The organism is Streptomyces sp. NPDC042346, from assembly GCF_055581845.1.
In genome coordinates this window covers 30,767-54,779 of record NZ_JBVJEH010000005.1, presented here as the reverse complement: position 1 = coordinate 54,779, position 24,013 = coordinate 30,767, and the positions used below count along the sequence as shown (strand labels likewise).

The 24,013-nt window shown below is 72.8% G+C and carries 1 protein-coding gene; it reads left to right on the top strand.

Going from position 1 to position 24,013, the window contains the following annotated elements:
- Positions 1-55: 55 nt before the first annotated feature.
- Entirely contained in the window at positions 56-24,013 is a 23,958-nt protein-coding gene (locus ACZ6K0_RS21870) for a non-ribosomal peptide synthase/polyketide synthase (protein ID WP_469229718.1), read from the top strand.

Genomic DNA, 24,013 nt, shown 5'->3' with positions numbered 1-24,013 from the left:
GCGCGGCCCGGCACGCCCTGCGCGCATGCCCGCCCATACTTCTGGAGGTACCCCCATGTCCCGTCGCGACGGAGACGTCCTTCCCCTGACCGCGGCCCAGCGGGAGATCTGGCTCGCCGAGCAGGGCTCCCGGACGCCCATCCCGGGCTACCGCGTCGGCGAATGCCTGGAGATCCACGGGCCGGTCGACCCGGAGCTGTTCGAAGGCGCGCTGCGGCGGGTGGTCGACGAGGTCGACGCCCTGCACGTGACCTTCGTCGACGACGGTGAAGGCCCGCGCCAGATCCTCCGCGAGACCTGGGACTGGGCGCCCGTCCACCTCGACCTCGGCGCCGAGCCGGATCCCCGGTCGGCAGCCATGGACTGGATGGAGCGGGACCTGGCCCGTCCGTTGGACCTCGCCCGTGATCCGCTGTTCGGCCATGCGCTGATCCGGCTGTCGCCGACGGAGTTCCTCTGGTACCTGAACTACCACCACCTGGTGCTGGACGCGATCAGCAGCTCCATGGTCCGGCAGCGGGTCGGCGAGGTGTACTCGGCGCTGGTCGAGGACCGTGTCGTACCGCCTTGCCCGTTCGGCTCGCTGCGGGACCTGGTCGACAGCGACGCCGCCTATCGCTCGTCCGTCGACTTCACCGCCGACCGCTCCTACTGGACCGAGCGCTTCACCGATCTGCCCGCCCCGACACGGCTCACCGACACCTCCGCGACCGACCCGCACCGGACCCTGCGCGTGGCCGGGGAGCTGGAGCTGCGGAGCCCGGAGGCACTGCGGGCGGCGGCGGGCCGGGCCGGTGTCAGGTGGTCCCGGGTGGTGATCGCGGCGACGGCGCTCTACGCCCACCGGCTGAGCGGCGCCCAGGACGTGGTGCTCGCCCTGCCCGTCACCGCCCGTCGGGGCTCCGACCGCGACCTGATGTCGGTGCCCGGCACGATGTCCAACGTGGTGCCGCTGCGGCTGACCGTGCGACCGGACATGCCGTGGGGCGCTCTCCTCGACCAGGTGGCGCGGGAGGTCGAGTCGGCCGTCGCGCACGAGCGTTACCGCAGCGAGGACCTGCTGCGCGACTTGGGCGCGCCGGGCGGCATCGGAACGGCGTTCCCGCTGATCGTCAACATCATGGCCTTCAACGCCAGGCCGAGCTTCGCCGGGCACCCCGCCTCGGTTCACCACTTCGTCTCGGGGTCGACCACCGACCTGGCCATCTGGCTCTTCGACTACCGGGACGGCAATCCCCCGCTTCTCCGGCTGCACGGCGCGCCGGAGGCGTACGGCGACGACGACCTCGCCGCGCACCAGCAGCGGCTGCTCGCCCTGCTCGACGCCGTCGCGGACTACGACCCGGACGAGGCGGTCGGCCGGTTCGAGCTGCTCTCGGCCGAGGAGCGCCGTGAGCTGACGGAGCTGGGCTCCGGACCGACAGCGTCGGCTGTGACCGAAAGCCTGCCGGAGCTGTTCCGGGAGCGCGTCCGGGCGACTCCGGATCGCGTCGCGCTGGTGTGCGGCGACGTGTCGCTGACGTACGCGGAGCTGGACGTACGGGCGAACCGGCTGGCGCACGCGCTGATCGCACGGGGCGCGGGGCCCGAGCGGCTGGTGGCGGTCGCGCTGCCGAGGTCGGCCGAACTCGTGGTGGCGATCCTCGCGGTGCTCAAGACCGGCGCGGCGTACGTCCCGGTCGACCCGGAGTACCCGGCCGCCCGCATCGCCTACCTGCTCGAAGACGCCCGCCCGGTCCTCACCGTCACCGACACCCTCAGCGAGAAGCGTCTGCCCGACGGCGGTGCGGCCGGCCGGCTGGTGCTCGACGATCCCGAGAAGGCCGCCCTGCTCGCGGACTGGCCGGCGGTCGACCCGACGGTGGCCGTGGATCCGAGCCAACCGGCGTACGTGATCTACACCTCCGGTTCGACCGGCAGGCCCAAGGGCGTGGTGGCAACGCACGGCGGCCTGCTCGACCTGCTCACCGACCAGAGGCTGGTGCAGTTCGCACCCCTGCTGGAGGACGGGCGGCGGCTACGGGTGGCGCTGACCACCTCGGTGTCGTTCGACGCCTCCTGGAACCAGCTCATGGCCCTCTTCGCGGGCCACGAACTGCACGTCCTGGATCACGCGACCTGGACCGACCCGAAGGCCTTCGTCGACTACGCGGCGTGCAGCGGGCTGGACTACGTCGAAGCCACCCCTTCCTACCTCCACGTCCTTGTCGCCCATGGACTGCTGGACGATCCGCAGCGCCGTCCCGCGCTCGTCGCGGCGGGCGGCGAGGCCGTCCCCGAGCAGCTCTGGGAGCGGTTGCGGGCCTCCGACGGGGCCTCCTGCCTCAACCTCTACGGACCGTCGGAGTGCACCGTCAACTCGGTGGCCGCGCCCACGGCATCGAGCCCGCGCCCGGTCATCGGCCGACCTGTCACCAACGCCCGGCTGTACGTGCTCGACGGCGCCCTGCGGCCGCTGCCGGCCGGTGTGCCGGGTGAGCTGTACATCGCCGGCGCCGGCCTGGCGCGGGGCTATCTGAACCGACCTGGCCTGACCGCTGGGCGGTTCGTCGCGGACCCGTTCGGTCCCGGCGGCACACGGATGTACCGCACCGGTGACCTGGTGCGATGGAACCCGGACGGAAACCTGGAGTTCCTCGGCCGCACCGACGACCAAGTAAAGGTCCGAGGCTTCCGCATCGAACTCGGCGAGATCGAGGCCGTCCTCGCCGAGCACCCGCAGATCGCACGGGCCGCGGTCACGGTCCGCACCGACGAGGAACCCCAGCTGGTCGCCTACGTCGTCCCCGCCGCGGGGCAGGTCGTCCACGCGGACACCCTGCGGGCCGGGCTGCGGGAGCGGCTGCCCGCACACATGGTGCCGTCGGCGATCGTGGTGCTGGACGCGCTTCCGCTGACCCCGAACGGCAAGCTCGACCGGCGCGCCCTCCCGGCGCCCGGGCACCAGCCCGTCGCACCGGGGCGAGCTCCGCGCACCGCGGTCGAGCACCTGCTCGCCGGGCTGTTCGCCGAGGTGCTGGGACGGCCGCAGGTCGCTGTCGACGACTCCTTCTTCGACCTGGGCGGGCACTCCCTGCTCGCCACCAGGCTGATCGCCCGGGCACGGTCCGTGCTGGGTGTGGAGCTGAGGCTGCGCGACCTGTTCGACGCGCCGACGGTGGCGGAGCTGGCGGCCGCCGTGGACGCCGCGGGCCGGGCGCGCCCGGCGCTGGGGCGGCGCGAGCGGCCCGAGACGGTTCCGCTGTCCTTCGCGCAGCGCCGACTGTGGTTCCTGCACCGGATGGAGGGTCCGAGTGCCACGTACAACATTCCACTGGCTCTGCGGCTGTCCGGAATCCTGGACCAGCGGGCCCTGGAAGCCTCCCTGGCGGACGTGGTGGAGCGGCACGAGAGCCTGCGCACCGTCTTTCCGGTGGTCGACGGAGTGCCGTGCCAGCGAGTGCTCGGCCTCGACGCGGCACGGCCGCGGCTGCGGGTGACCGAGGCCGACGAGCGCGACCTGCCGGACCGGCTGGCGGAGGCGGCGCGGTACGGCTTCGACCTCTCCGGGGAATCGCCGCTGCGCGCCGAACTCTTCCGGCTCGGCGCCGAGGAGCACGTACTGCTGCTGGTGGTGCACCACATCGCCGGTGACGGCTGGTCGACGGGCCCGCTCTCGCGGGATCTGGCGACCGCCTACGCGGCCCGCAGCGAAGGGGCGAAGCCGGAGTGGCCGCCGCTGCCGGTCCAGTACGCCGACTATGCCCTCTGGCAGCAGGAGTTGCTGGGTGACAGCGCCGACCCGGACAGTCTGCTCGACGGCCAACTCGCGTACTGGCGGGAACGGCTGGCGGACCTGCCCGACCAGGTCGAGCTGCCCTTCGACCGGCCCCGGCCGGCGGCGATGTCCTATCGGGGCGCCCACCTTCCGGTGCGCATCGACGCCGAGCTGCACCAGGGCCTGCGCGAACTCGCCCGCGACGGCGGAGCCAGCCTCTTCATGGTGCTCCAGGCCGGTCTGGCCGCGCTGCTGGGCAAGCTCGGTGCCGGTACCGACGTTCCGATCGGCACACCGATCGCTGGGCGCACCGACGAGGCCCTGGACGACCTGGTCGGCTTCTTCGTCAACACCCTGGTGCTGCGCACCGATCTGTCCGGCGATCCGTCGTTCACCGAGCTGCTGGGCCGGGTGCGTTCCGACGCGCTGGCCGCGTACGCGCACCAGGAGGTGCCGTTCGAGCACCTCGTGGAGGCGCTGAACCCGACCCGGACGCTCGCACACCACCCGCTGTTCCAGACCATGCTCACCCTGCAGAACGCGCCGTTCGGCACCTTCGACCTGCCGCGGCTGCGCGTGGCGACCGACCTGGTGCCCACCGGAACGTCCAAGTGCGACCTGACCTTCGTTCTGGCCGAACAGCCCGGCGAGGAGGGCTTGTCGGGCGTGGTGGAGTACAGCACCGATCTGTTCGACGCGGCCACCGTCACCGGGATCGTCGAACGGTGGCTGCGGCTGCTGCGCTCCGTCGTCGCCGACCCCGGCCGACGGATCCGCCAGGTGGACGTGCTGTCCGCCGATGAGCTCCGGGCCCTGCTGCCGGCCGGCACCGACCAGGGCGGGGAGCTGCCGGAGTGCGGCCTGGCCGCGCTGTTCGAGCGGCAGGTGCGGGCGAACCCTGCCGCGACCGCTCTCACCGACGGCGAGACCACTCTGACGTACGGCCGGCTGAACGCGCGTGCCAATCGGCTGGCGCACGCCCTGATCGACCGGGGGGTGGGGCCGGAGCAGCTGGTGGCGCTGGCCCTGCCGCGCTCGGCGGAGCTGGTCGTGGCGGTGCTCGCGGTACTGAAGACCGGCGCCGCGTACGTACCGGTGGACCCGGAATACCCGGCCGCGCGGATCGCCTATCTCCTCCAGGACTCCCGGCCCGCGCTGCTCGTGACGACGAGCGGGACCGGAGACCTGCCGGGAGCGGAGCACGTGGACCGGCTGCTGCTGGACACCGCCGACCTGGACGGGCTACCGGACACGGACCCGGGTGTCGCCGTCGGCCCGGACCACGCCGCCTACGTCATCCACACCTCCGGTTCCACCGGCAACCCCAAGGGCGTGGTGGTCCCGCACCGCAACGTGGTACGCCTGTTCGACACGACACGGGAGCTGTTCGACTTCTCCTCCGATGACGTGTGGACCCTCTTCCACTCCTACGCCTTCGACTTCTCGGTGTGGGAACTGTGGGGCCCGCTGCTGCACGGCGGCCGTCTGGTGGTCGTCGACCACGAGACCAGCCGCTCGCCCGGCCGGTTCCTGGAACTGCTCGCCCACGAGCGGGTGACGGTGCTCAACCAGACGCCGTCCGCCTTCTACCAGCTGATGCAGGCGGACGCGGAGGCCCCGGAGACCGGCCGTCGGCTTGCCCTTCGCACGGTGGTGTTCGGCGGCGAGGCGCTGGAGCACGCCCGGCTGGCGAGCTGGTACCAGAGGCACGCGGAGGACGCGCCGCGGCTGGTCAACATGTACGGCATCACCGAGACCACGGTGCACGTCACGTACGCGTCCCTCGACCGGTCCGGGACCGCCGCCGGCCAGATCGGCGCGGCCCTCCCGGACCTGCGGGCGTACGTGCTCGACGACGGCCTGCGGCCGGTGGCCCCGGGCGTGCCCGGCGAGCTGTACGTCGCGGGCGCGGGCCTGGCGCGCGGCTACCTGAACCGGCCCGGCCTGACCGCGGGGCGGTTCGTCGCGGACCCGTTCGGGCTGCCGGGATCGCGGATGTACCGCAGCGGCGACGTGGTGCGCCGCTCGGCGGACGGCAGCCTGCGCTACGTCGGCCGGGCCGACCAGCAGGTGAAGGTGCGCGGCTTCCGGATCGAGCTCGGCGAGATCGAGGCGGCGCTGGCCGCGCACCCCGGCATCGCCCAGGCCGCCGTCCTGGCACGACAGGACCGGTCCGACGACACCCGGCTCGCCGCGTACCTGGTGCCGGCCGCGGGCGCCGCACCGAGCACCGCCGACCTGCGGGGGCACCTGCGCGAGCGGTTGCCGGAGTACATGGTGCCGTCGGCGTTCGTCATGCTGGACGCACTGCCGCTGACCGTCAACGGCAAGCTGGACCATCGGGCCCTGCCCGCCCCCGACCTCACCCCGGCGGCCACCTGCCGTGCGCCGCGCACCCCGCAGGAGCAGATCCTCTGCCGGCTGTTCGCAGAGGTCCTGGGGGTGGCGTCGGCCGGCGTCGAGGACGGATTCTTCGATCTGGGCGGGCACTCGCTGCTCGCCACCCGCCTGGCCGCCCGGATCCGCGCGACGCTCGGCGTGGAGATGCCGCTGCGCACGCTCTTCGAGGCGCCGACCCCGGCGGGTCTGGCCGCCGCCCTGGCAGCGGCCGGGCCGGCGCAGGCCGCCCTGGTCCGGCGTGAGCGGCCCGAGGTGATCCCGCTGTCGTTCGCGCAGCGGCGGCTGTGGTTCCTGCACCAGCTGGAGGGTGTCAGCGCGAACTACCACATCTCCCTGGCCTGGCGGCTGTCCGGGGATCTGGACCGGGGTGCCCTGGCGGCCGCCGTGGCGGACGTGACGGCTCGGCACGAGAGCCTGCGCACCGTCTTCCCGGCGGTGGACGGGGTGCCGCACCAGCAGGTGCTGGACGTGGAGGCGGCCCGCCCGCGGCTGCTCGTGAACCGGACCACCGAGGCCGAGCTGCCCGCTCTGATGACGGCGGCGAAGGACCGCCGGTTCGATCTGGCCGCCGATGTGCCGCTGCGGGCCGGGCTGTTCGAGTTGGCGCCGGACGAGCACGTCTTCCAGCTGGTGCTCCACCACATCGCGGGGGACGGCTGGTCGCTCGGCCCGCTCGCGCAGGGACTGACCGCCGCCTACACGGCACGCTGCCGCGGCCAGGAGCCGCAGTGGGCCCCCCTGCCTGTCCAGTACGCCGACTACACCCTGTGGCAGCACGAACTGCTCGGCGACTCCGCCGACGGGGACAGCCTGTTCGCCGGCCAGGCAGACTACTGGACCCGGCAGCTGGCCGGTCTGCCGGAGCGGATCCAGCTGCCCTCCGACCGGCCCCGCCCGGCGGTCGCCTCGCACCGGGGCGCTTCTGTGCTCGCCGGTCTCGACGCCGAGCTGCACCGCGGTCTTCGTGAGCTCGCCCGTGCGCACGGGACCAGTCTGTTCATGGTGCTCCAGGCAGGGCTGGCGGCATTGCTGAGCAAGCTCGGCGCGGGCGACGACATTCCGGTCGGCAGCCCGGTCGCCGGCCGGACCGACCAGGCGCAGGACGATCTGGTGGGCTACTTCGTCAACACCCTGGTGTTCCGTACCGACACCTCGGGCGATCCGACGTTCGCCGAGCTGCTGGACCGGGTCCGGGACACGGCGCTGGCCGGATACGCCCACCAGGACCTGCCGTTCGAGTACCTGGTCGAGGTCCTGAACCCGTCCCGGTCGCTGGCGCACCACCCGCTGTTCCAGGTGATGCTGGTGCTGCAGAACGCGCCCCGGGCCGATTTCGCGCCGCCCGGGCTGCGCGTCGACGACATGCCGTCGACATCCACCACGGCCAAACTCGACCTGATCTTCACCATGTCCGAGCGGCACGCGGAGGACGGCTCCCCAGCGGGGATCGACGGGTCCGTCGAGTACGCCTGCGACCTGTACGACCCGTCAGCCGTCGAGACGATGCTCGGTCGGTGGGAGCGGCTGCTCCGTGCCGCGGTCGCCGACCCGCGGCGGCCGCTCAGCCGGTTCGAGCTGCTCTCGGCCGAGGAGCGCCGTGAGCTGACGGAGCTGGGCACCGGACCGGCGGCGTCGGCTGTGACCGAGAGCCTGCCGGAGCTGTTCCGGGAGCACGTCCGGGCGACTCCGGATCGCGTCGCGCTGGTGTGCGGCGACGTGTCGCTGACATACGCGGAGCTGGACGTACGGGCGAACCGGCTGGCGCACGCGCTGATCGCACGGGGCGCGGGACCCGAGCGGCTGGTGGCGGTCGCACTGCCGAGGTCGGCCGAACTGGTGGTGGCGATCCTCGCGGTACTGAAGACCGGCGCGGCGTACGTCCCGGTCGACCCGGAGTACCCGGCCGCCCGCATCGCCTACCTGCTCGAAGACGCCCGCCCGGTCCTCACCGTCACCGACACCCGCAGCGAGAAGCGTCTGCCCGACGGCGGTGCGGCCGGCCGGCTGGTGCTCGACGATCCCGAGACGGCCGCCCTGGTGGAGGGCTGCCCGGCGGCCGATCCGGCGGTGGCCGTCGATCCGAGCCAACCGGTCTACGTGATCTACACCTCCGGTTCGACCGGCAGGCCCAAGGGCGTGGTGGCAACCCACGGCAGCCTGCGAAACCTCTTCGCGGCGCAGAACTCGCTGATCTTCCGGACGAGGACGCGGATGCGTGTGGGGCTGACCACATCCGTGTCGTTCGACGGCTCCTGCGACCAGCTGTTCGCCCTGTTCGCGGGCCACGAGCTGCACGTCCTGGACGAGGCGACCTGGTCCGACCCGGAGGCCTACCTCGAGTACGCCGTACGGGCCGGGCTGGACACCGTCGGCGGCACCCCTTCCTATCTGCAGATGCTGATCGAACACGGTCTGCTGGACGACCCGCGATGGCGTCCTTCGGTGGTCGCGCTGGGCGGGGAGACCGTTCCGGACCAGCTGTGGAAGCGGCTGCGGGCGGCCGACGGAGTGCTCTCGCTCAACTACTACGGGCCCTCCGAGTGCACGGTGGACTCTGTCGTCGCGCGCCTGGAGTCGAGTCCGGGCCAAGTGATCGGCCGACCTCTCGACGGCGTCCGGCTGCACGTCCTCGACGCCGCGTTGCGGCCCGTGCCCGCCGATGTGCCGGGTGAGCTGTACATCGCCGGTACGGGCCTGGCGCGGGGCTATCTGAACCGGCCGGGGCTGACCGCTGGGCGGTTCGTCGCGGACCCGTTCGGTCCCGGCGGCTCTCGGATGTACCGCACCGGTGACCTGGTGCGATGGAACCCGGACGGAAACCTGGAGTTCCTCGGCCGCACCGACGACCAAGTAAAGGTCCGAGGATTCCGCATCGAACTCGGCGAGATCGAGGCCGTCCTCGCCGAGCACCCCGGGATCAAGCGGGCCGCCGTGATCGTCCGGCAGGACCGGGCGCAGGGCCCCCGTCTGGTCGCCTACCTGCAGACCGCCACCGGTGCGGAGCTTCGGCCGGAGGACCTCCGGGCGCACCTGCGCGAGCGGCTGCCGGAGTACATGGTGCCGGCGGCGTTCGTCTCCCTCGACGCGCTGCCGCTGACCCCGAACGGCAAGCTGGACCGACGTGCCCTGCCCGAGCCCGAGTCCACCGCGACGCCGGCCGGCCGGGCACCGCACTCTCCTCACGAACATGTGCTGGCCGGGCTGTTCGCCGAGGTACTGGGCCTGTCCCAGGTCGGTGCCGACGACGACTTCTTCGATCTCGGCGGGCACTCCCTGCTCGCCACCCGGCTGGTGGCCCGGGTCCGTGCGACGCTGGGCGTGGAGCTGGCCCTGTCCGCCCTGTTCCGTACCCCGACCGTGGCCGGGCTGGCCGCCGGGCTGGGCGGCGCGGACCGGGCCCGGCTCGCCCTGGAGCGGGCGGAGCGGCCCGAGCTGGTGCCGCTGTCGTCGGCCCAGCGGAGGCTGTGGTTCCTGCGCCAGTTGGAGGGCGCCGAGTCGGTCTACAACATGCCGCTCGCATGGCGGCTCTCGGGACCGCTGGACCTGGCGGCCCTGGAGGCGGCGCTGGGCGACCTCGTCGACCGGCACGAAACCCTGCGCACGGTCTTCCCGGCCACGGACGGCGTGCCCTACCAGCGGGTACTCGCCGCAGGGGAGGCGCGCCCGAAGCTGTCGGTCACCCCGGCCGACGAGCCGGCCCTGCCGGAACTGCTGACGGGAGCCGCTGCGCGCGGATTCGACCTTGCCGCCGAACCACCGCTGCGCGCCGAAGTGTTCGAGGTCTCGGCGAACGAGCACGTACTGCTCCTGGTGATGCACCACATCGCCGGAGACGGCTGGTCGCTGGGCCCGCTGGCCACCGACCTGACCACCGCGTACGCGGCACGCCGCCGGGGCGGGGCGCCGCAGTGGGCACCGCTGCCCGTGCAGTACGCCGACTACACCCTGTGGCAGAACCGGCTGCTCGGCCATGCGGCCGACCAGGACAGCCTGTTCGCCCGTCAGACCGAGTACTGGACGCGGACGCTCGCGGACCTGCCGGAGCAGATCCGGCTCCCCGCCGACCGTCACCGGCCCGCGACCCCTTCCTTCTCCGGCGGCCACCTGCCGATCGCACTGGACGCGGAACTCCACGCCGGGCTCGTCCGGCTGGGCCGGGAGCACGGCGCCAGCGTGTACATGGTGCTGCAGGCCGGCCTGGCATCGCTGCTGGACAAGCTCGGTGCGGGTACGGACGTCCCGGTCGGCAGCCTGATCGCCGGCCGCACCGACCAGGCGCTGGACGACCTCATCGGGTTCTTCGTCAACACCCTGGTGCTCCGCACGGACACCAGCGGCGACCCGTCCTTCGCCGACCTGCTGGTCCGTGTCCGGGAGGGCGCACTCGGCGCGTACGCGCACCAGGACCTGCCGTTCGAGCATGTCGTCGAGGCCCTGAACCCGTCCCGGTCGCTCACCCGGCAGCCGCTGTTCCAGGTACTGCTCGCGCTGCAGAACGTGCCCCGCGCCGAGTTCGAGCTGAGCGGTCTGACCGCCGAGATCGTCCTGGTGCGGACGCCGACGGCGATGTTCGACCTCGGCTTCCACCTGCTGGAGCGCGGCGGCACCGGCGGGCCGGCCGAGGGCATCATCGGGCGGGTCGAGTACAGCACCGACCTGTTCGACCCCGCCACGGTGGAGGCACTGGTCGCCCGGTGGCTGCGGCTGCTGGCCGCGGTGGTCGCCGCCCCGGAGCGTCCGCTGAGCCGGATCGACATCCTCACCGCCGAGGAGCGGCGCGAGCTGTTGGTCGACCGCAACGACACGGCCTGCCCGGCTCCTGATGTCACCCTGCCCGCGCTGTTCGAGGCACGTGCCCGGGCGACGCCGGAGGCCCCGGCCGTCGTGTTCGAGAGCACCGTGCTGACCTACCGCGAGCTGAACCGCCGGGCCAACCGCCTGGCCCACGCGCTGATCGCGCGGGGCGTGGGTCCTGAGCAGGTCGTCGCCCTGCGACTGCCGCGTTCGGCCGAGTTGGTGGTCGCCGTCCTCGCCGTGCTCAAGGCGGGCGCGGCGTACCTGCCGATCGACTCGGACTACCCGGCCGCCCGCATCGCGTTCATGCTGGACGACGCCCGCCCGGCCGTCGTGCTCGACGACCTCGCGGCCGTCACGCCGGACGGCGAGCTGCCGGAGCACGATCCGGCCGTCCCCGCGGACGCCCGGCATCCTGCCTACGTCATCTACACCTCCGGTTCCACCGGCCGGCCCAAGGCCATCGAGATGCCCGCCGCCGGACTGTTGAACCTGCTGGAGTGGCACCACCGGACCGTCGGCGGCGAACCCGGCACGCGCACCGCGCAGTTCACCGCGATCAGCTTCGACGTCTCGGTGCAGGAAGTGCTTTCCGCGCTGCTGTACGGCAAGACCCTGGTGGTGCCGACCGAGGAGCAGCGGCGCAGCGCGGAGCTGTTCGCCCACTGGCTGGACCGGCACCAGGTCGAGGAGCTGTTCGCGCCGAATCTGGTGGTCGAGGCACTGGCCGAAGCCGCCGAGGAGGCCGGGCTGGACCTGCCCCGCCTGCGGCTGGTCGCCCAGGCCGGAGAGGCCATGCGACTGAGCGGTGCACTGCGCCGCTTCCAGGCTCGCCGGCCGGGCCGGGTGCTGCACAACCACTACGGGCCTGCCGAAACGCACGTGATCACCGCCTACGCGCTTCCGGCCGACCCCGCCGACTGCCCGCTGCCGGTGCCGATCGGTCGCCCCATCGCCAACTGCCAGGCGTATGTGCTGGATTCGGCGCTGCGTCCGGTGGCCTCCGGCGTGCTGGGCGAGCTGTACCTGGCCGGAGCGGGGCTGGCCCGCGGCTACCTGAACCAGCCCGGACTGAGCGCCGGGCGCTTCGTCGCCCATCCGTACGGTCCGGCGGGCGCGCGGATGTACCGCACCGGCGACCTGGTGCGCTGGCGTGCCGACGGCGAGCTGGAGTTCGCCGGCCGGGTCGACCACCAGGTCAAGGTGCGCGGGTTCCGGATCGAGCCCGGTGAGATCGAGGCCGAGCTGACGGCGCACCCGGGCGTGTCCCAGGTCGCGGTGCTCGCCAGGGAGGACCGGATCGTCGCGTACGTCGTCCCCTCGGACGCGACCGCGGCGACCGCGTCGGCGCTGGCGGTGTTCCTGCGCGACCGGGTGCCGGAGTATCTGGTTCCGTCCGCGTTCGTCCTGCTCGACGCGCTGCCGCTGACGCCGAACGGCAAGCTCGACCGGGCGGCGCTGCCCGCGCCGGAGCCGGGCACGACCGCCGGTGGCCGGGCGCCTCGCACGCCCCAGGAGCAGATCCTGTGCGAGCTGTTCGCCGAGGTGCTGGGGATCGCGCGGGTCTGGGTCGACGAGGACTTCTTCGAGCTGGGTGGGCACTCCTTGCTCGCCACCCGGCTGGTCTCGCGGGTCCGGGCGACCCTCGGAGTCGAGCTGCAGCTGCGCGCTCTGTTCCGGACCCCGACCCCCGCAGGACTGGCGGCCGGGCTGGCGGCCGGGCTGCACGACGCCGGCACCCCACGGCAGGCTCTGGTGCCCCGGCCCCGTCGCGAAATGATGCCGCTGTCGTTCGCGCAGCGCCGGCTCTGGTTCCTCCAGCAGTTCGGGGCGCCGAGCGCCACGTATCACATGCCGCTGGCCCTGCGGCTCTCAGGAGACCTCGACCGGGACGCGCTGAGCTCCGCGCTCGTGGACGTGGTGGCCCGGCACGAAACCCTGCGGACGGTCTTCCCGCACACCGGCGGAATTCCGTACCAGCGGGTGCTCGATGCCGCCGAGGTCGCCGTCCCCCTGGCCGTGCGCAAGACCGGCGAGAGGGAGCTGTCCGCGGTGCTGCGCGAGGCGGCCGTGCGCGGCTTCGACCTGACCTCGGAGGTACCGCTGCGGGCGGAACTGTTCTCGGTCGCGCCGGACGAGCACGTGCTGCTGCTGGTCATGCACCACATCGTCGGAGACGGCTGGTCCATGGGCCCGCTCGCCCGGGACCTGGGCGCCGCCTACAGCACCCGGCAGGGCGGCGGGGCACCGGCCTGGCCACCGCTGCCCGTGACGTACGGCGACTACACCCTGTGGCAGCACGAGATCCTGGGCGACGAGGACGACGCCGACAGTCTGTTCGCCCGCCAGGTCGCCTACTGGACGCAGACACTGGCCGGTCTGCCCGACCAACTGCAGCTGCCTGCCGACCGGCCGCGCCCGGCCGCCATGACGTACAGCGGTGACCTGCTGGAACTCCGCATCGGTGCCGAACTGCACACCGCGCTCGTGGAGTTGGCACGACGATCGGGGGCGACCCTGTTCATGGTGCTGCAGGCGGCACTGGCGGCGCTGTACACGCGGCTGGGTGCGGGCACGGACATCGCGATCGGGAGTCCGATCGCGGGGCGCACGGATGAGGCCCTGGACGATCTGGTCGGCTTCTTCGTCAACACGCTGGTGCTGCGCACCGACACGAGCGGTGATCCGAGTTTCGCCGACCTGCTCGGCCGGGTGAGGGAGACCGCGCTGTCGGCGTACGCGCACCAGGACGTGCCGTTCGAGCACCTCGTGGAAGCGCTCAACCCGTCTCGTTCCCTCTCCCACCACCCGCTGTTCCAGACCGGTCTGGTCGTGCAGAACGCGCCGGGCGGCGCCTTCGAACTGCCGGGCCTCCAGGTCTCCGGGGTGGCCGTGCTCACCGGGACCGCGCGGCTCGACCTGACCTTCGGGTTCGCGGAGGAGTACGGTCCCGACGGCGAGCCGGCCGGACTCAGCGGTGCGATCGAGTACAGCACCGACCTGTTCGACCGCGCGACGGTCGAGACTCTGGCCGCCAGGTGGACCAGGATGCTGGCCGCGGTCGCCGCCGCTCCCGACCGGCCGATCGGCGGGATCGACCTGCTGTCCGCCGAGGAGCACGGCGAGCTGCTGCCCTCCGTCGAGGAGGAAGCGGGCGGGGAAAGCCTGCCTGAGCTGTTCGCGGCGCGGGTTGCGGCGGCACCGGACGCGATCGCACTGGTCTGCGGCGAGGACGAGCTGACGTACCGACAGCTCGACGCGCGGGCGAACCGGTTCGCACACGCGCTGATCGCCCAGGGTGTCGGTCCGGAGCAGGTGGTGGCGGTCTCCCTGCCACGGTCGCTGGAATCAGTGGTGGCGGTCCTCGGCGTACTGAAGGCCGGGGCGGCCTACCTGCCGGTGGACCCGGCCTACCCGCCGTCCCGGATCGCGTACATGCTGGACGACGCCCGCCCGACCGTCCTGGTCGACAACCCCGCCACGGTGACCGAAGGCGACTGGCCCGACACCGACCCGCAGATCGCACCCGACATCCGACACCCGGCCTACGTGATCTACACCTCCGGCTCTACCGGCCGCCCCAAGGGCGTCGTCGTGAGCCACGCCGGTGTGTCGGGCCTGGTGGCGGTGCAGGTCGAGCGGCTCGGCGTGGCACCGGGCAGCCGGGTGCTCCAGTTCGCCTCGCCCAGCTTCGACGCGTCCTTCTGGGACCTGTGCAGCGCGCTGCTCACCGGTGCCTCCCTCGTACTGGCTCCCGCCGAGGCCCCGCTGGAGGCCCTGACGGACCGCCGGTTCTCCGTCACCCATGTGACGCTGCCGCCCTCCGCCCTGGCTGCGCTGGACGGCGCCGAACTCACGGCGACCACCCTGGTGGTGGCGGGTGAGGCCTGCCCGCCGGAGCTGGTGGAGCGCTGGGCGCCCGGGCGCCGGATGATCAACGCGTACGGCCCCACCGAGACCACCGTGTGCGCAACCATGAGCGACCCGCTGTCCCCGGGGTCCGGCGTGCCACCGATCGGGCGACCGGTCGCGGGCTTCCGGACGTACGTGCTGGACGAGCGGCTGCACGTCGTACCACCGGGCGTGCCCGGAGAGCTGTACATCGCCGGCCCGGGTCTGGCACGCGGCTACCTGGACCGGCCGGGCCTCACGGCGGGACGGTTCACGGCCTGCCCGTTCGGGCCGGCGGGTGCCCGGATGTACCGCACCGGCGACCTGGTGCGGCGTCGGCCCGACGGCGAGTTGGAGTACGTCGGCCGGGCCGACCAGCAGGTGAAGGTCCGCGGCTTCCGCGTCGAACTCGGCGAGGTCGAGGCCGCACTGGCCGAGCACCCCGCCGTCGCCCAGGCCGCCGTCTCGGCCCAGGACGACCGGCTCGTCGGCTACGTGGTGGCCCGGCACGACCTGACCGCCCGTCCTGCGGAGCTGGCGGCGCACCTGCGCGAGCGGCTGCCGGACTACCTGGTGCCGACCGTCTTCATGGTGCTGGACGCGTTGCCGCTGACGCCCAACGGCAAGCTGGACCGGGCTGCGCTGCCCGTGCCCGACGCCGCTCCGGCGGGGAGCGGGCAGGTGCCGCGCACGCCGCAGGAGCAGATCCTCGCCGAGCTGTTCGCGGAGGTGCTCGGCGTGCAGCGGGTCTCGGTCGACGACGACTTCTTCGAGTTGGGCGGGCATTCCCTGCTCGCCACCCGGCTGGTCGCCCGGGTGCGCTCGGTGCTCGGCGTGGAACTCGGGCTGCGCGCACTCTTCCAGGCGCCCACAGTGGCGGGCCTGGCCGAGGCGCTGGCCGAGGCCGGCCGTGCCCGCCCGGCGCTGACCCCGTACGAGCGGCCCGAGGCAGTGCCGCTCTCCTTCGCCCAGCGCCGGCTCTGGTTCCTGCACCGTATGGACGCCGCCGCCGCGACGTACCACATCCCGCTGGCACTGCGGCTGACCGGAACGCTCGACCGCCCCGCACTGGATCAAGCGCTGGCCGACGTGGTGGCCCGGCACGAGAGCCTGCGGACGGTGTTCCCGGAGGTCGGCGGCGTACCCTGCCAGCGCCTGCTGGACCCGACCACGGTCCGCCTCCGGGCCCGACCGACCGAGGTGACACAAGGCGAACTGCCCGAGCAGCTCGCCGAGTCCGCCCGGCAGCCCTTCGAGCTCGCGACGGAGCCGCCGCTGCGGGCGGAGCTGTTCGCTCTCGCGCCGGACGAACACGTGCTGCTGCTGGTCATGCACCACATCGCCGCTGACGGCTGGTCCACCGGGCCACTCGCCCGCGACCTGGCCGAGGCCTACGCGGCCCGTTGCGAGGGCCGGACGGACAGCCGCCCGGCCTTGCCCGTGCAGTACGCCGACTACACGCTGTGGCAGAGCGAGCTGCTCGGCGACGCCGCCGACCCGCAGAGCCTGTTCGCCGAGCAGCTCGACTACTGGAAGCGGCAACTGTCCGACCTGCCGGAGCTGCTCGCCCTGCCCACCGACCGCCCCCGCCCGGCTGTCGCAGGCCGGCACGGGGACCACGTCGACCTGGAACTCGGCCCCGAACTGCACGCCGCGCTGGCGGAGTTGGCGCGGAGTACCGGGACGAGTCTGTTCATGGTGCTGCAGGCGGCACTGGCGGCGCTGTACACGCGGCTGGGTGCGGGCACGGACATCGCGATCGGGAGTCCGATCGCGGGGCGCACGGATGAGGCCCTGGACGATCTGGTCGGCTTCTTCGTCAACACGCTGGTACTGCGCACCGACACGAGCGGTGATCCGAGTTTCGCCGAGCTCCTCGGCCGGGTGAGGGAGACCGCGCTGTCGGCGTACGCGCACCAGGACGTGCCGTTCGAGCACCTTGTGGAAGCGCTCAACCCGTCCCGTTCCCTCTCCCACCACCCGCTGTTCCAGACCATCCTCGCCGTGCAGAACGCGCCGATGGGCCGCTTCTCGCTGCCCGGCCTGGACGTCGCCACCTACGCGGTCGCGACCCGAACCGCCAAGTTCGACCTCGGCGTGAGCATGGTCGAACAGTTCGGTCCCGACGGGAGCCCGGCCGGAATCGCCGGCGCGGTCGAGTACGCCACCGACCTGTTCGACCGCTCGACGGTCGCCGCCCTGGTCCGGCGCTGGACACTCCTGCTGGAGGCCGTCACCGCCGACCCTGAGCTGCCGATCGGAGGGATCGAGCTCCTCGGCGCCGACGAACGGCACCGGCTGCTGGAACGCGACAACGCCACCGCCCGTGACGTGGGCGCCGTCCCGCTGCCGCAGGCCTTCGCGGCGCGGGTGGCGGCGACACCGGACGCGATCGCACTCGTCTGCGGCAAGGAAGAGCTGACGTACCGACAGCTCGACGCACGAGCGAACCGGTTCGCACACGCACTGATCGCCCAAGGTGTCGGTCCGGAGCAGGTGGTGGCGGTCTCCCTGCCACGGTCGCTGGAATCAGTGGTGGCAGTCCTCGGCGTACTGAAGGCCGGGGCGGCCTACCTGCCGGTGGACCCGGCCTACCCGCCGTCACGAATCGCGTACATGCTGGACGACGCCCGCCCGGTCGTCCTGGTCGACAACCCCGCCATGGTGACCGAAGGCGACTGGCCGGACACCGACCCGCAGATCGCACTCGACAACCGACACCCGGCGTACGTGATCTACACCTCCGGCTCTACCGGCCGCCCCAAGGGCGTCGTGGTCGGCCACGGGGGTGTCGCGAGTCTGGTCACTGGACAGATCGAGCGCTTCGCGATCGAACCCGGCAGCCGGGTGCTGCAGTTCGCCTCGCCCAGCTTCGACGCCTCGGTGTCGGAGATCTTCACCGCACTGCTGGGCGGCGCCACCCTGCTGCTGCCCCCCGCCGCCGATCCGGTCGCCGCCCTGACCGATCCGACCCTCGGCGCCACCCACGTGACGGTGCCCCCGTCCGTGCTCGCCGCCGTGCCGGACGGCACGGTGACCGTGTCGACGCTGGTGGTGGCGGGTGAGGCGTGCCCGCCGGAGCTGGTGGAGCGCTGGGCGCCCGGGCGCCGGATGATCAACGCGTACGGCCCCACGGAGACCACCGTGTGCGCGACGATGAGCGACCCACTGTCCCCGGGGTCCGGCGTGCCGCCCATCGGCCGGCCGATCGCCAACGCCCGTGTGTACGTGCTGGACGACCGTCTGCGACCGGTGCCGCCGGGTGTGACGGGCGAGCTGTACGTCGCGGGCGCGGGCTTGGCGCGCGGATACCTTCACCGGCCGGGCCTGACGGCGGGGAGGTTCGTCGCCTGCCCGTTCGGACCCGGTGAGCGCATGTACCGCACCGGCGACCTGGTGCGCCGGCTGGGCGACGGCCAGCTGGAATACGTCGGTCGCGCCGACGACCAGGTGAAGGTCCGCGGCTTCCGCGTCGAACTCGGCGAGGTCGAGGCCGCACTGGCCGAGCACCCCGCCGTCGCCCAGGCCGCCGTCTCGGCCCAGGGCGAGTCGCTCGTCGGCTACGTCGTCCCGCGCCAGGACACGGCCCGGGACAGCGGCCTGGAAGCGGACCACGTGGGCGAGTGGCAGGACGTCTACGACGCCCTGCCCATCGCCCCCGACGAAGCGGCCTTCGGCCACAACTTCGTGGGCTGGAAGAGCAGTTACGACGCCGGCCCGATCCCTGTCGAGCAGATGCGGGAATGGCGGGACGCGACGGTGACCCGCATCCTGGCCCTGAAGCCGCGCCGGGTGCTGGAGGTCGGAGTCGGCACCGGTCTGCTGCTCTCGCAGATCGCACCCCACTGCGAGACCTACTGGGCGACCGACTTCTCCGCCACCGCGATCGACGCCCTGACCGCCCAGGTCGCGAGGGAGGAGCGGCTGGCCGGGCGCGTGGTGCTGCAGACCCGTCCGGCGCACGACACCGACGGGCTGCCGGCCGAGGAGTTCGACACCATCGTGATCAACTCGGTGGTGCAGTACTTCCCGTCCGCCGACTACCTCGCGGACGTGATCGGGAAACTGATGAGGCTGCTCGCCCCCGGTGGCGCGCTCTTCGTCGGCGACGTCCGCAACCTGCGGCTGCTGCGCCCGCTGGCCACCGCCGTCGAGCTGCACCGGGCCGGCGCCGGCGCGGACCGCGCGGCCGTGCGCCGCGCGGTGGAGCGGGCTCTCCGGGTGGAGAAGGAGCTGCTGGTCGACCCGGACTTCTTCACCGTCCTGCGCCAGAACGGCACGGACATCGGCGCGATGGCCGTGGAGGTCAAGCGCGGCCGCCACCACAACGAGCTGACCCGGTACCGCTACGACGTGACGCTGCACAAGTCACCCGTCGCCCCGGAGACCCCCACCGGGTCCGTCGAGCTGGCGTGGGGGCGGCAGATCACCGGACCGGCCGAGCTGCGCGAGCTGCTCGCCCAGCCGCCCGCCGAGGTGCTGCGGATCACCGGGGTGCCGAACCGCCGTGTGGTGGGGGAAGCCGCGCTTGCCCGGGCGCTGCAGGACGAGGACGGACCGCTCGCGGAACTGCTGGAGCGGCTGCACGCCCCGGAGGGAAGCGACCTCCTCGACCCGGAGGACTTCCACGCCCTCGGCGGGGAGTTCGACCACACGGTCGCCGTCACCTGGTCGGCCACCGCTGCCGACTCCGTGGACGTCGTCCTCGCCGGTCCCCGGGCGCTCCACGGCCCGTCGGTCGAGCCGTGCCACCCGGCCGGGGCCTCCGGCCGGGCGCTGTCCTCGCTGACCAACCGCCCGGCCGGCAGCCGTGGCACCGGCGCACTCCTCGGCGAACTCCGGGACTGGCTGCGCGAGCGGCTGCCGGACTACCTCGTTCCGTCGGCGTTCGTCGCGATGGACGCGCTGCCGCTGACGGCCAGCGGCAAGCTCGACCGCCGCGCGCTGCCCGCCCCCGACCTCGGTCCGGTCGCCGCAGGACGGGCGCCTCGCACTCCGCAGGAGCAGGTCCTCGCGGAGCTGTTCGCCGAAGTGCTCGGGCTGGCACAGGTCGGGGTCGACGACAGCTTCTTCGACCTCGGCGGACACTCGCTGCTGGCGACCCGCCTGGCCTCCAGGGTCCGGGCGACCCTCGGCGCGGAGCTGGAGGTCCGGACCCTGTTCGAGAGCCCGACCGTGGCCGGGCTGGCGGCCCACCTGGACGGTTCCGGAGCAGCGCGGCCCGCGCTGATTGCCCGGCCCCGCCCGGAGCGCCTGGAACTGTCCTTCGCGCAGAGCCGCTTGTGGTTCCTGCACCGGATGGACGGACCGAGCGCCACCTACAACATGCCGCTCGCGCTGAGCCTGACCGGCAGCCTCGACCGGTCGTCCTTGCACGCCGCACTCGCGGACGTGATCGCCCGGCACGAGAGCCTGCGGACGGTCTTCCGCGAGACCGACGGCGTCCCGCACCAGGTCGTGCTGAGCACCGAGCAGGCGCACCCAGCACTGCCGGTGGTCGAACTCGACGAGAGCCGGCTGGCCGAGCGCCTGGCGAACACGGCCCGGCGCGGCTTCGACCTGGCCGCGGAGCCGCCGGTCCGGGCCGAGCTCTACGCGCTCGCCCCCGACCGGCACGTGCTGCTGGTCGTGGTGCACCACATCGCCGCCGACGGCTGGTCGATGGGGCCGCTCTCCGGCGACCTCGCGACGGCCTACGCGGCGCGCTGCCGGGGCGAGGAGCCGCAGTGGTCGCCGTTGCCGGTGCAGTACGCCGATTACACCCGCTGGCAACGCGATCTGCTCGGCGACGCCGCCGATCCCGACAGCCTGTTCGCCCGCCAACTGGCCTACTGGAAGCACGAGCTGACGGGAATTCCGCAGCAGGTGCAGCTGCCCGCCGACCGGCCCCGGCCGCCGGTGGCCTCCCAGCGGGGCGACCGGGTCGTGGTCCGGCTGGACCCCGAGCTGCACCAGGCACTGCGGGACCTGGCCACCGCGCGCGGGGCCAGCATGTTCATGGTGCTCCAGGCAGGTCTCGCCGCTCTCCTCGACCGGCTCGGTGCCGGTACGGACATCCCGATCGGCAGCCCGATCGCCGGCCGTACCGACCAGGCACTGGACGAGCTCGTCGGGTTCTTCGTCAACACCCTGGTGCTGCGCACCGACACCAGCGGCGACCCCGGCTTCAGCGAACTGCTCGGCCGGGTGCGGCAGAAGGCGCTCACGGCGTACGACCACCAGGACGTGCCCTTCGAGTACCTGGTCGAGGTGGCCAACCCGGTGCGGTCGCTGGCCCACCACCCGCTGTTCCAGGTCATGCTGGCCCTGCAGAACGCGCCGCTCGGCGAGTTCGCCCTGCCCGGACTGGAGACGGGCCATCTGGAGGCGCCGACCGGCACTTCCCGGGTCGATCTGACGTTCAGCCTGGCCGAGCAGTTCCGCCCGGACGGCGGCGCCGACGGTCTGGTCGGCGCGGTGGAGTACGCCACCGACCTGTTCGACGCGTCCACGGTGGAGCTGCTGTTCGAGCGCTGGGCCCGCCTGCTGCGCGCGGCGGTCGCCGAGCCCGACCGGCCGATCAGCCGGATCGACCTCATGTCCGACGCCGAACGCCACCGGCTGCTGTACGGCTTCAACGACACGGCCGTGGAGCTGCCGTCGGCCTCGGTGCCGGAGCTGTTCGCCCGTCAGGTGCGGGCCAACCCGGACGCGGTCGCGGTCGTGGCGGGCGACACCGAGCTGACGTACGCGGAGCTCGACCTGCGGGCCGACCGCCTGGCGAGGGCGCTGATCCACCAGGGCGTACGGCCGGAGACGCCGGTCGCGGTCCTGATGGACCGCTCGGCAGAGCTGGTCGTGGCCCTCCTGGCGATCGTCAAGGCGGGTGGCGCCTACGTACCGCTGGACTCCCGCTTCCCGTCCTCCCGGATCGACCTGATCATGCGGGAGAGCGGGGCCGCCCTGGTGCTCACCCCGGAGGTGCTCGCCGCGCTCATGCGGTCCGCGGCCGCCGACCCGTCCGACGTCGACGTCTCCTGTGAACCGGGACAGGTGGCGTACATCATGTACACCTCCGGCTCGACCGGCCGGCCGAAGGGCGTGGCCGTCACCCACCGGGACGTGGTGGGCCTGGCGCTGACCCCCGAATGGCGCGGCGGCGGACATGAGCGGGTGCTGATGCACTCCCCGACGGCCTTCGACCTCTCGACCTACGAGCTGTGGGTTCCGCTGCTCAACGGGGGCCGGATCGTGATCGCACCGCCCGAGCAGCTCGACCTCGACCTGCTGCAGCACACGATCGCCACGCACGGGGTGACCGGACTGTGGCTGACCGCCGGACTGTTCCGTCTGGTCGCCGAGGAGCGACCGGGCCTGCTCGCCGGGGTGCGGGAGGTGTGGACCGGCGGCGACGTGGTCTCCCCGGCCGCCGCCGCCCGGGTGCTCGCGGCCTGCCCGGGCATCGAGGTGGTCAACGGCTACGGGCCCACCGAGGCAACCACCCTGGCCACCCGTCACCCGGTGCGCAGCCTTCCCGAGAACGCCGCGACCGTGCCGATCGGCGGGCCGATGGCCAACATGCGTGCGTACGTGCTCGATGACCGGCTGCGGCCGGTGCCGACCGGCATGGTCGGTGAGCTGTACCTCGCGGGAACGGGTGTGGCCCGCGGCTACTTCGGCCGGCCGGGCCTGACAGCGGAGCGCTTCACCGCCGACCCGTTCGGGCCGGCCGGGAGCCGTATGTACCGCACCGGCGACCTTTCCTGGTGGCTGCCCGACGGCACGCTGGAGTTCGCCGGACGCGTCGATCACCAGGTCAAGCTGCGCGGTCTGCGGATCGAGCCCGGAGAGGTCGAGGCCGTCCTGGCGGGCTGCCCGGGTGTCGCCCAGGCTGCCGTGGTCGCCCGTGAGGACCGGCCGGGAGAGAAGCGGCTGGTCGCCTACCTGGTGCCCGCGCCCGAGGGCGCACCCGAGACGACCGAGCTGTCCGGCCGACTGCGTCGAGAGCTGCCCGACTACATGGTGCCGGCGGCGTTCGTCACCGTGGACGCGCTGCCGCTGACCGCCAACGGCAAGCTGGACCGAGCCGCCCTGCCCGCCCCCGACTACGGGGCGTCGGACGCCGGGCGCGGCCCTCGGACGCCGCAGGAGCAGCTGCTGTGCGGCCTGTTCGCCGAGGTCCTCGGTCGGGACCAGGTGAGCATCGACGACGGCTTCTTCGACCTGGGCGGGCATTCGCTGCTGGCCGCCCGGCTGGCCTCCCGGGTCCGCGAGATCCTCGGCCTGGAGTTGGGACTGCGCATGCTGTTCGAGGCGCCGACCGTGGCCGGACTCACCGAACGCCTGGCCATGAACGATCCGGACGACGCGTTGGACGTGCTGCTGCCTCTGCGTTCGACCGGGGCGGACACACCGCTGTTCTGCGTCCACCCCGGCGGCGGCATCAGCTGGTCCTACAGCGGGCTGCTGAACCACGTCGGTCCGCAGCACCCGGTCTACGCGATCCAGGCACGCGGCCTCGGCCGGCCCGAGCCGCTGCCCACGTCCTACGAGGAGATGGCGGCCGACTACGCCGACCACGTCCAGAAGATCCAGCCGGAGGGCCCGTACCTGCTGCTCGGCTGGTCCGCGGGCGGGCTGATCGCCCACGCGCTGGCCTGCGAACTGCAGGCGCGCGGCGAGCGGACCGCACTCCTGGCGATCCTCGACGCCTATCCGGTGAAGGACGTGCAGTTCGAGGAGGAGCCGGTGCCCACCGTGCGGGACGTGCTCGTCGGGGTGCTCGACGTCGACCCGGACGAGCTGGGCGACCGGGAGATCACCTACGCCGAGGTCGCCGAGGTGCTGAACCGGCGGGGCAGCGCGCTGGCCGGCCTGAACGAGCGGCAGGTCGAGGTGATCGTCCAGATCATGATCAACAACGCGAAGCTGGCGGTCGACTTCGTCCCCGGCAGGTACGACGGCGACCTGTTGCTGTTCAACTCCACGATCGACCGGGGCCACGACGACGCCGGTCCGGAGGTCTGGCGCCCGTACATCACGGGCCGGATCGAATCCCACGAGATCACCACCCGGCACGACCAGATGACCCAAGCGGGATCACTGGCCCAGATCGGACCGATCCTGGCCGCCAGGATCGCCGAGGCCACCGGCGACGCCGGTGTCACCACCCTTTCCCACCAGGAGGACTGA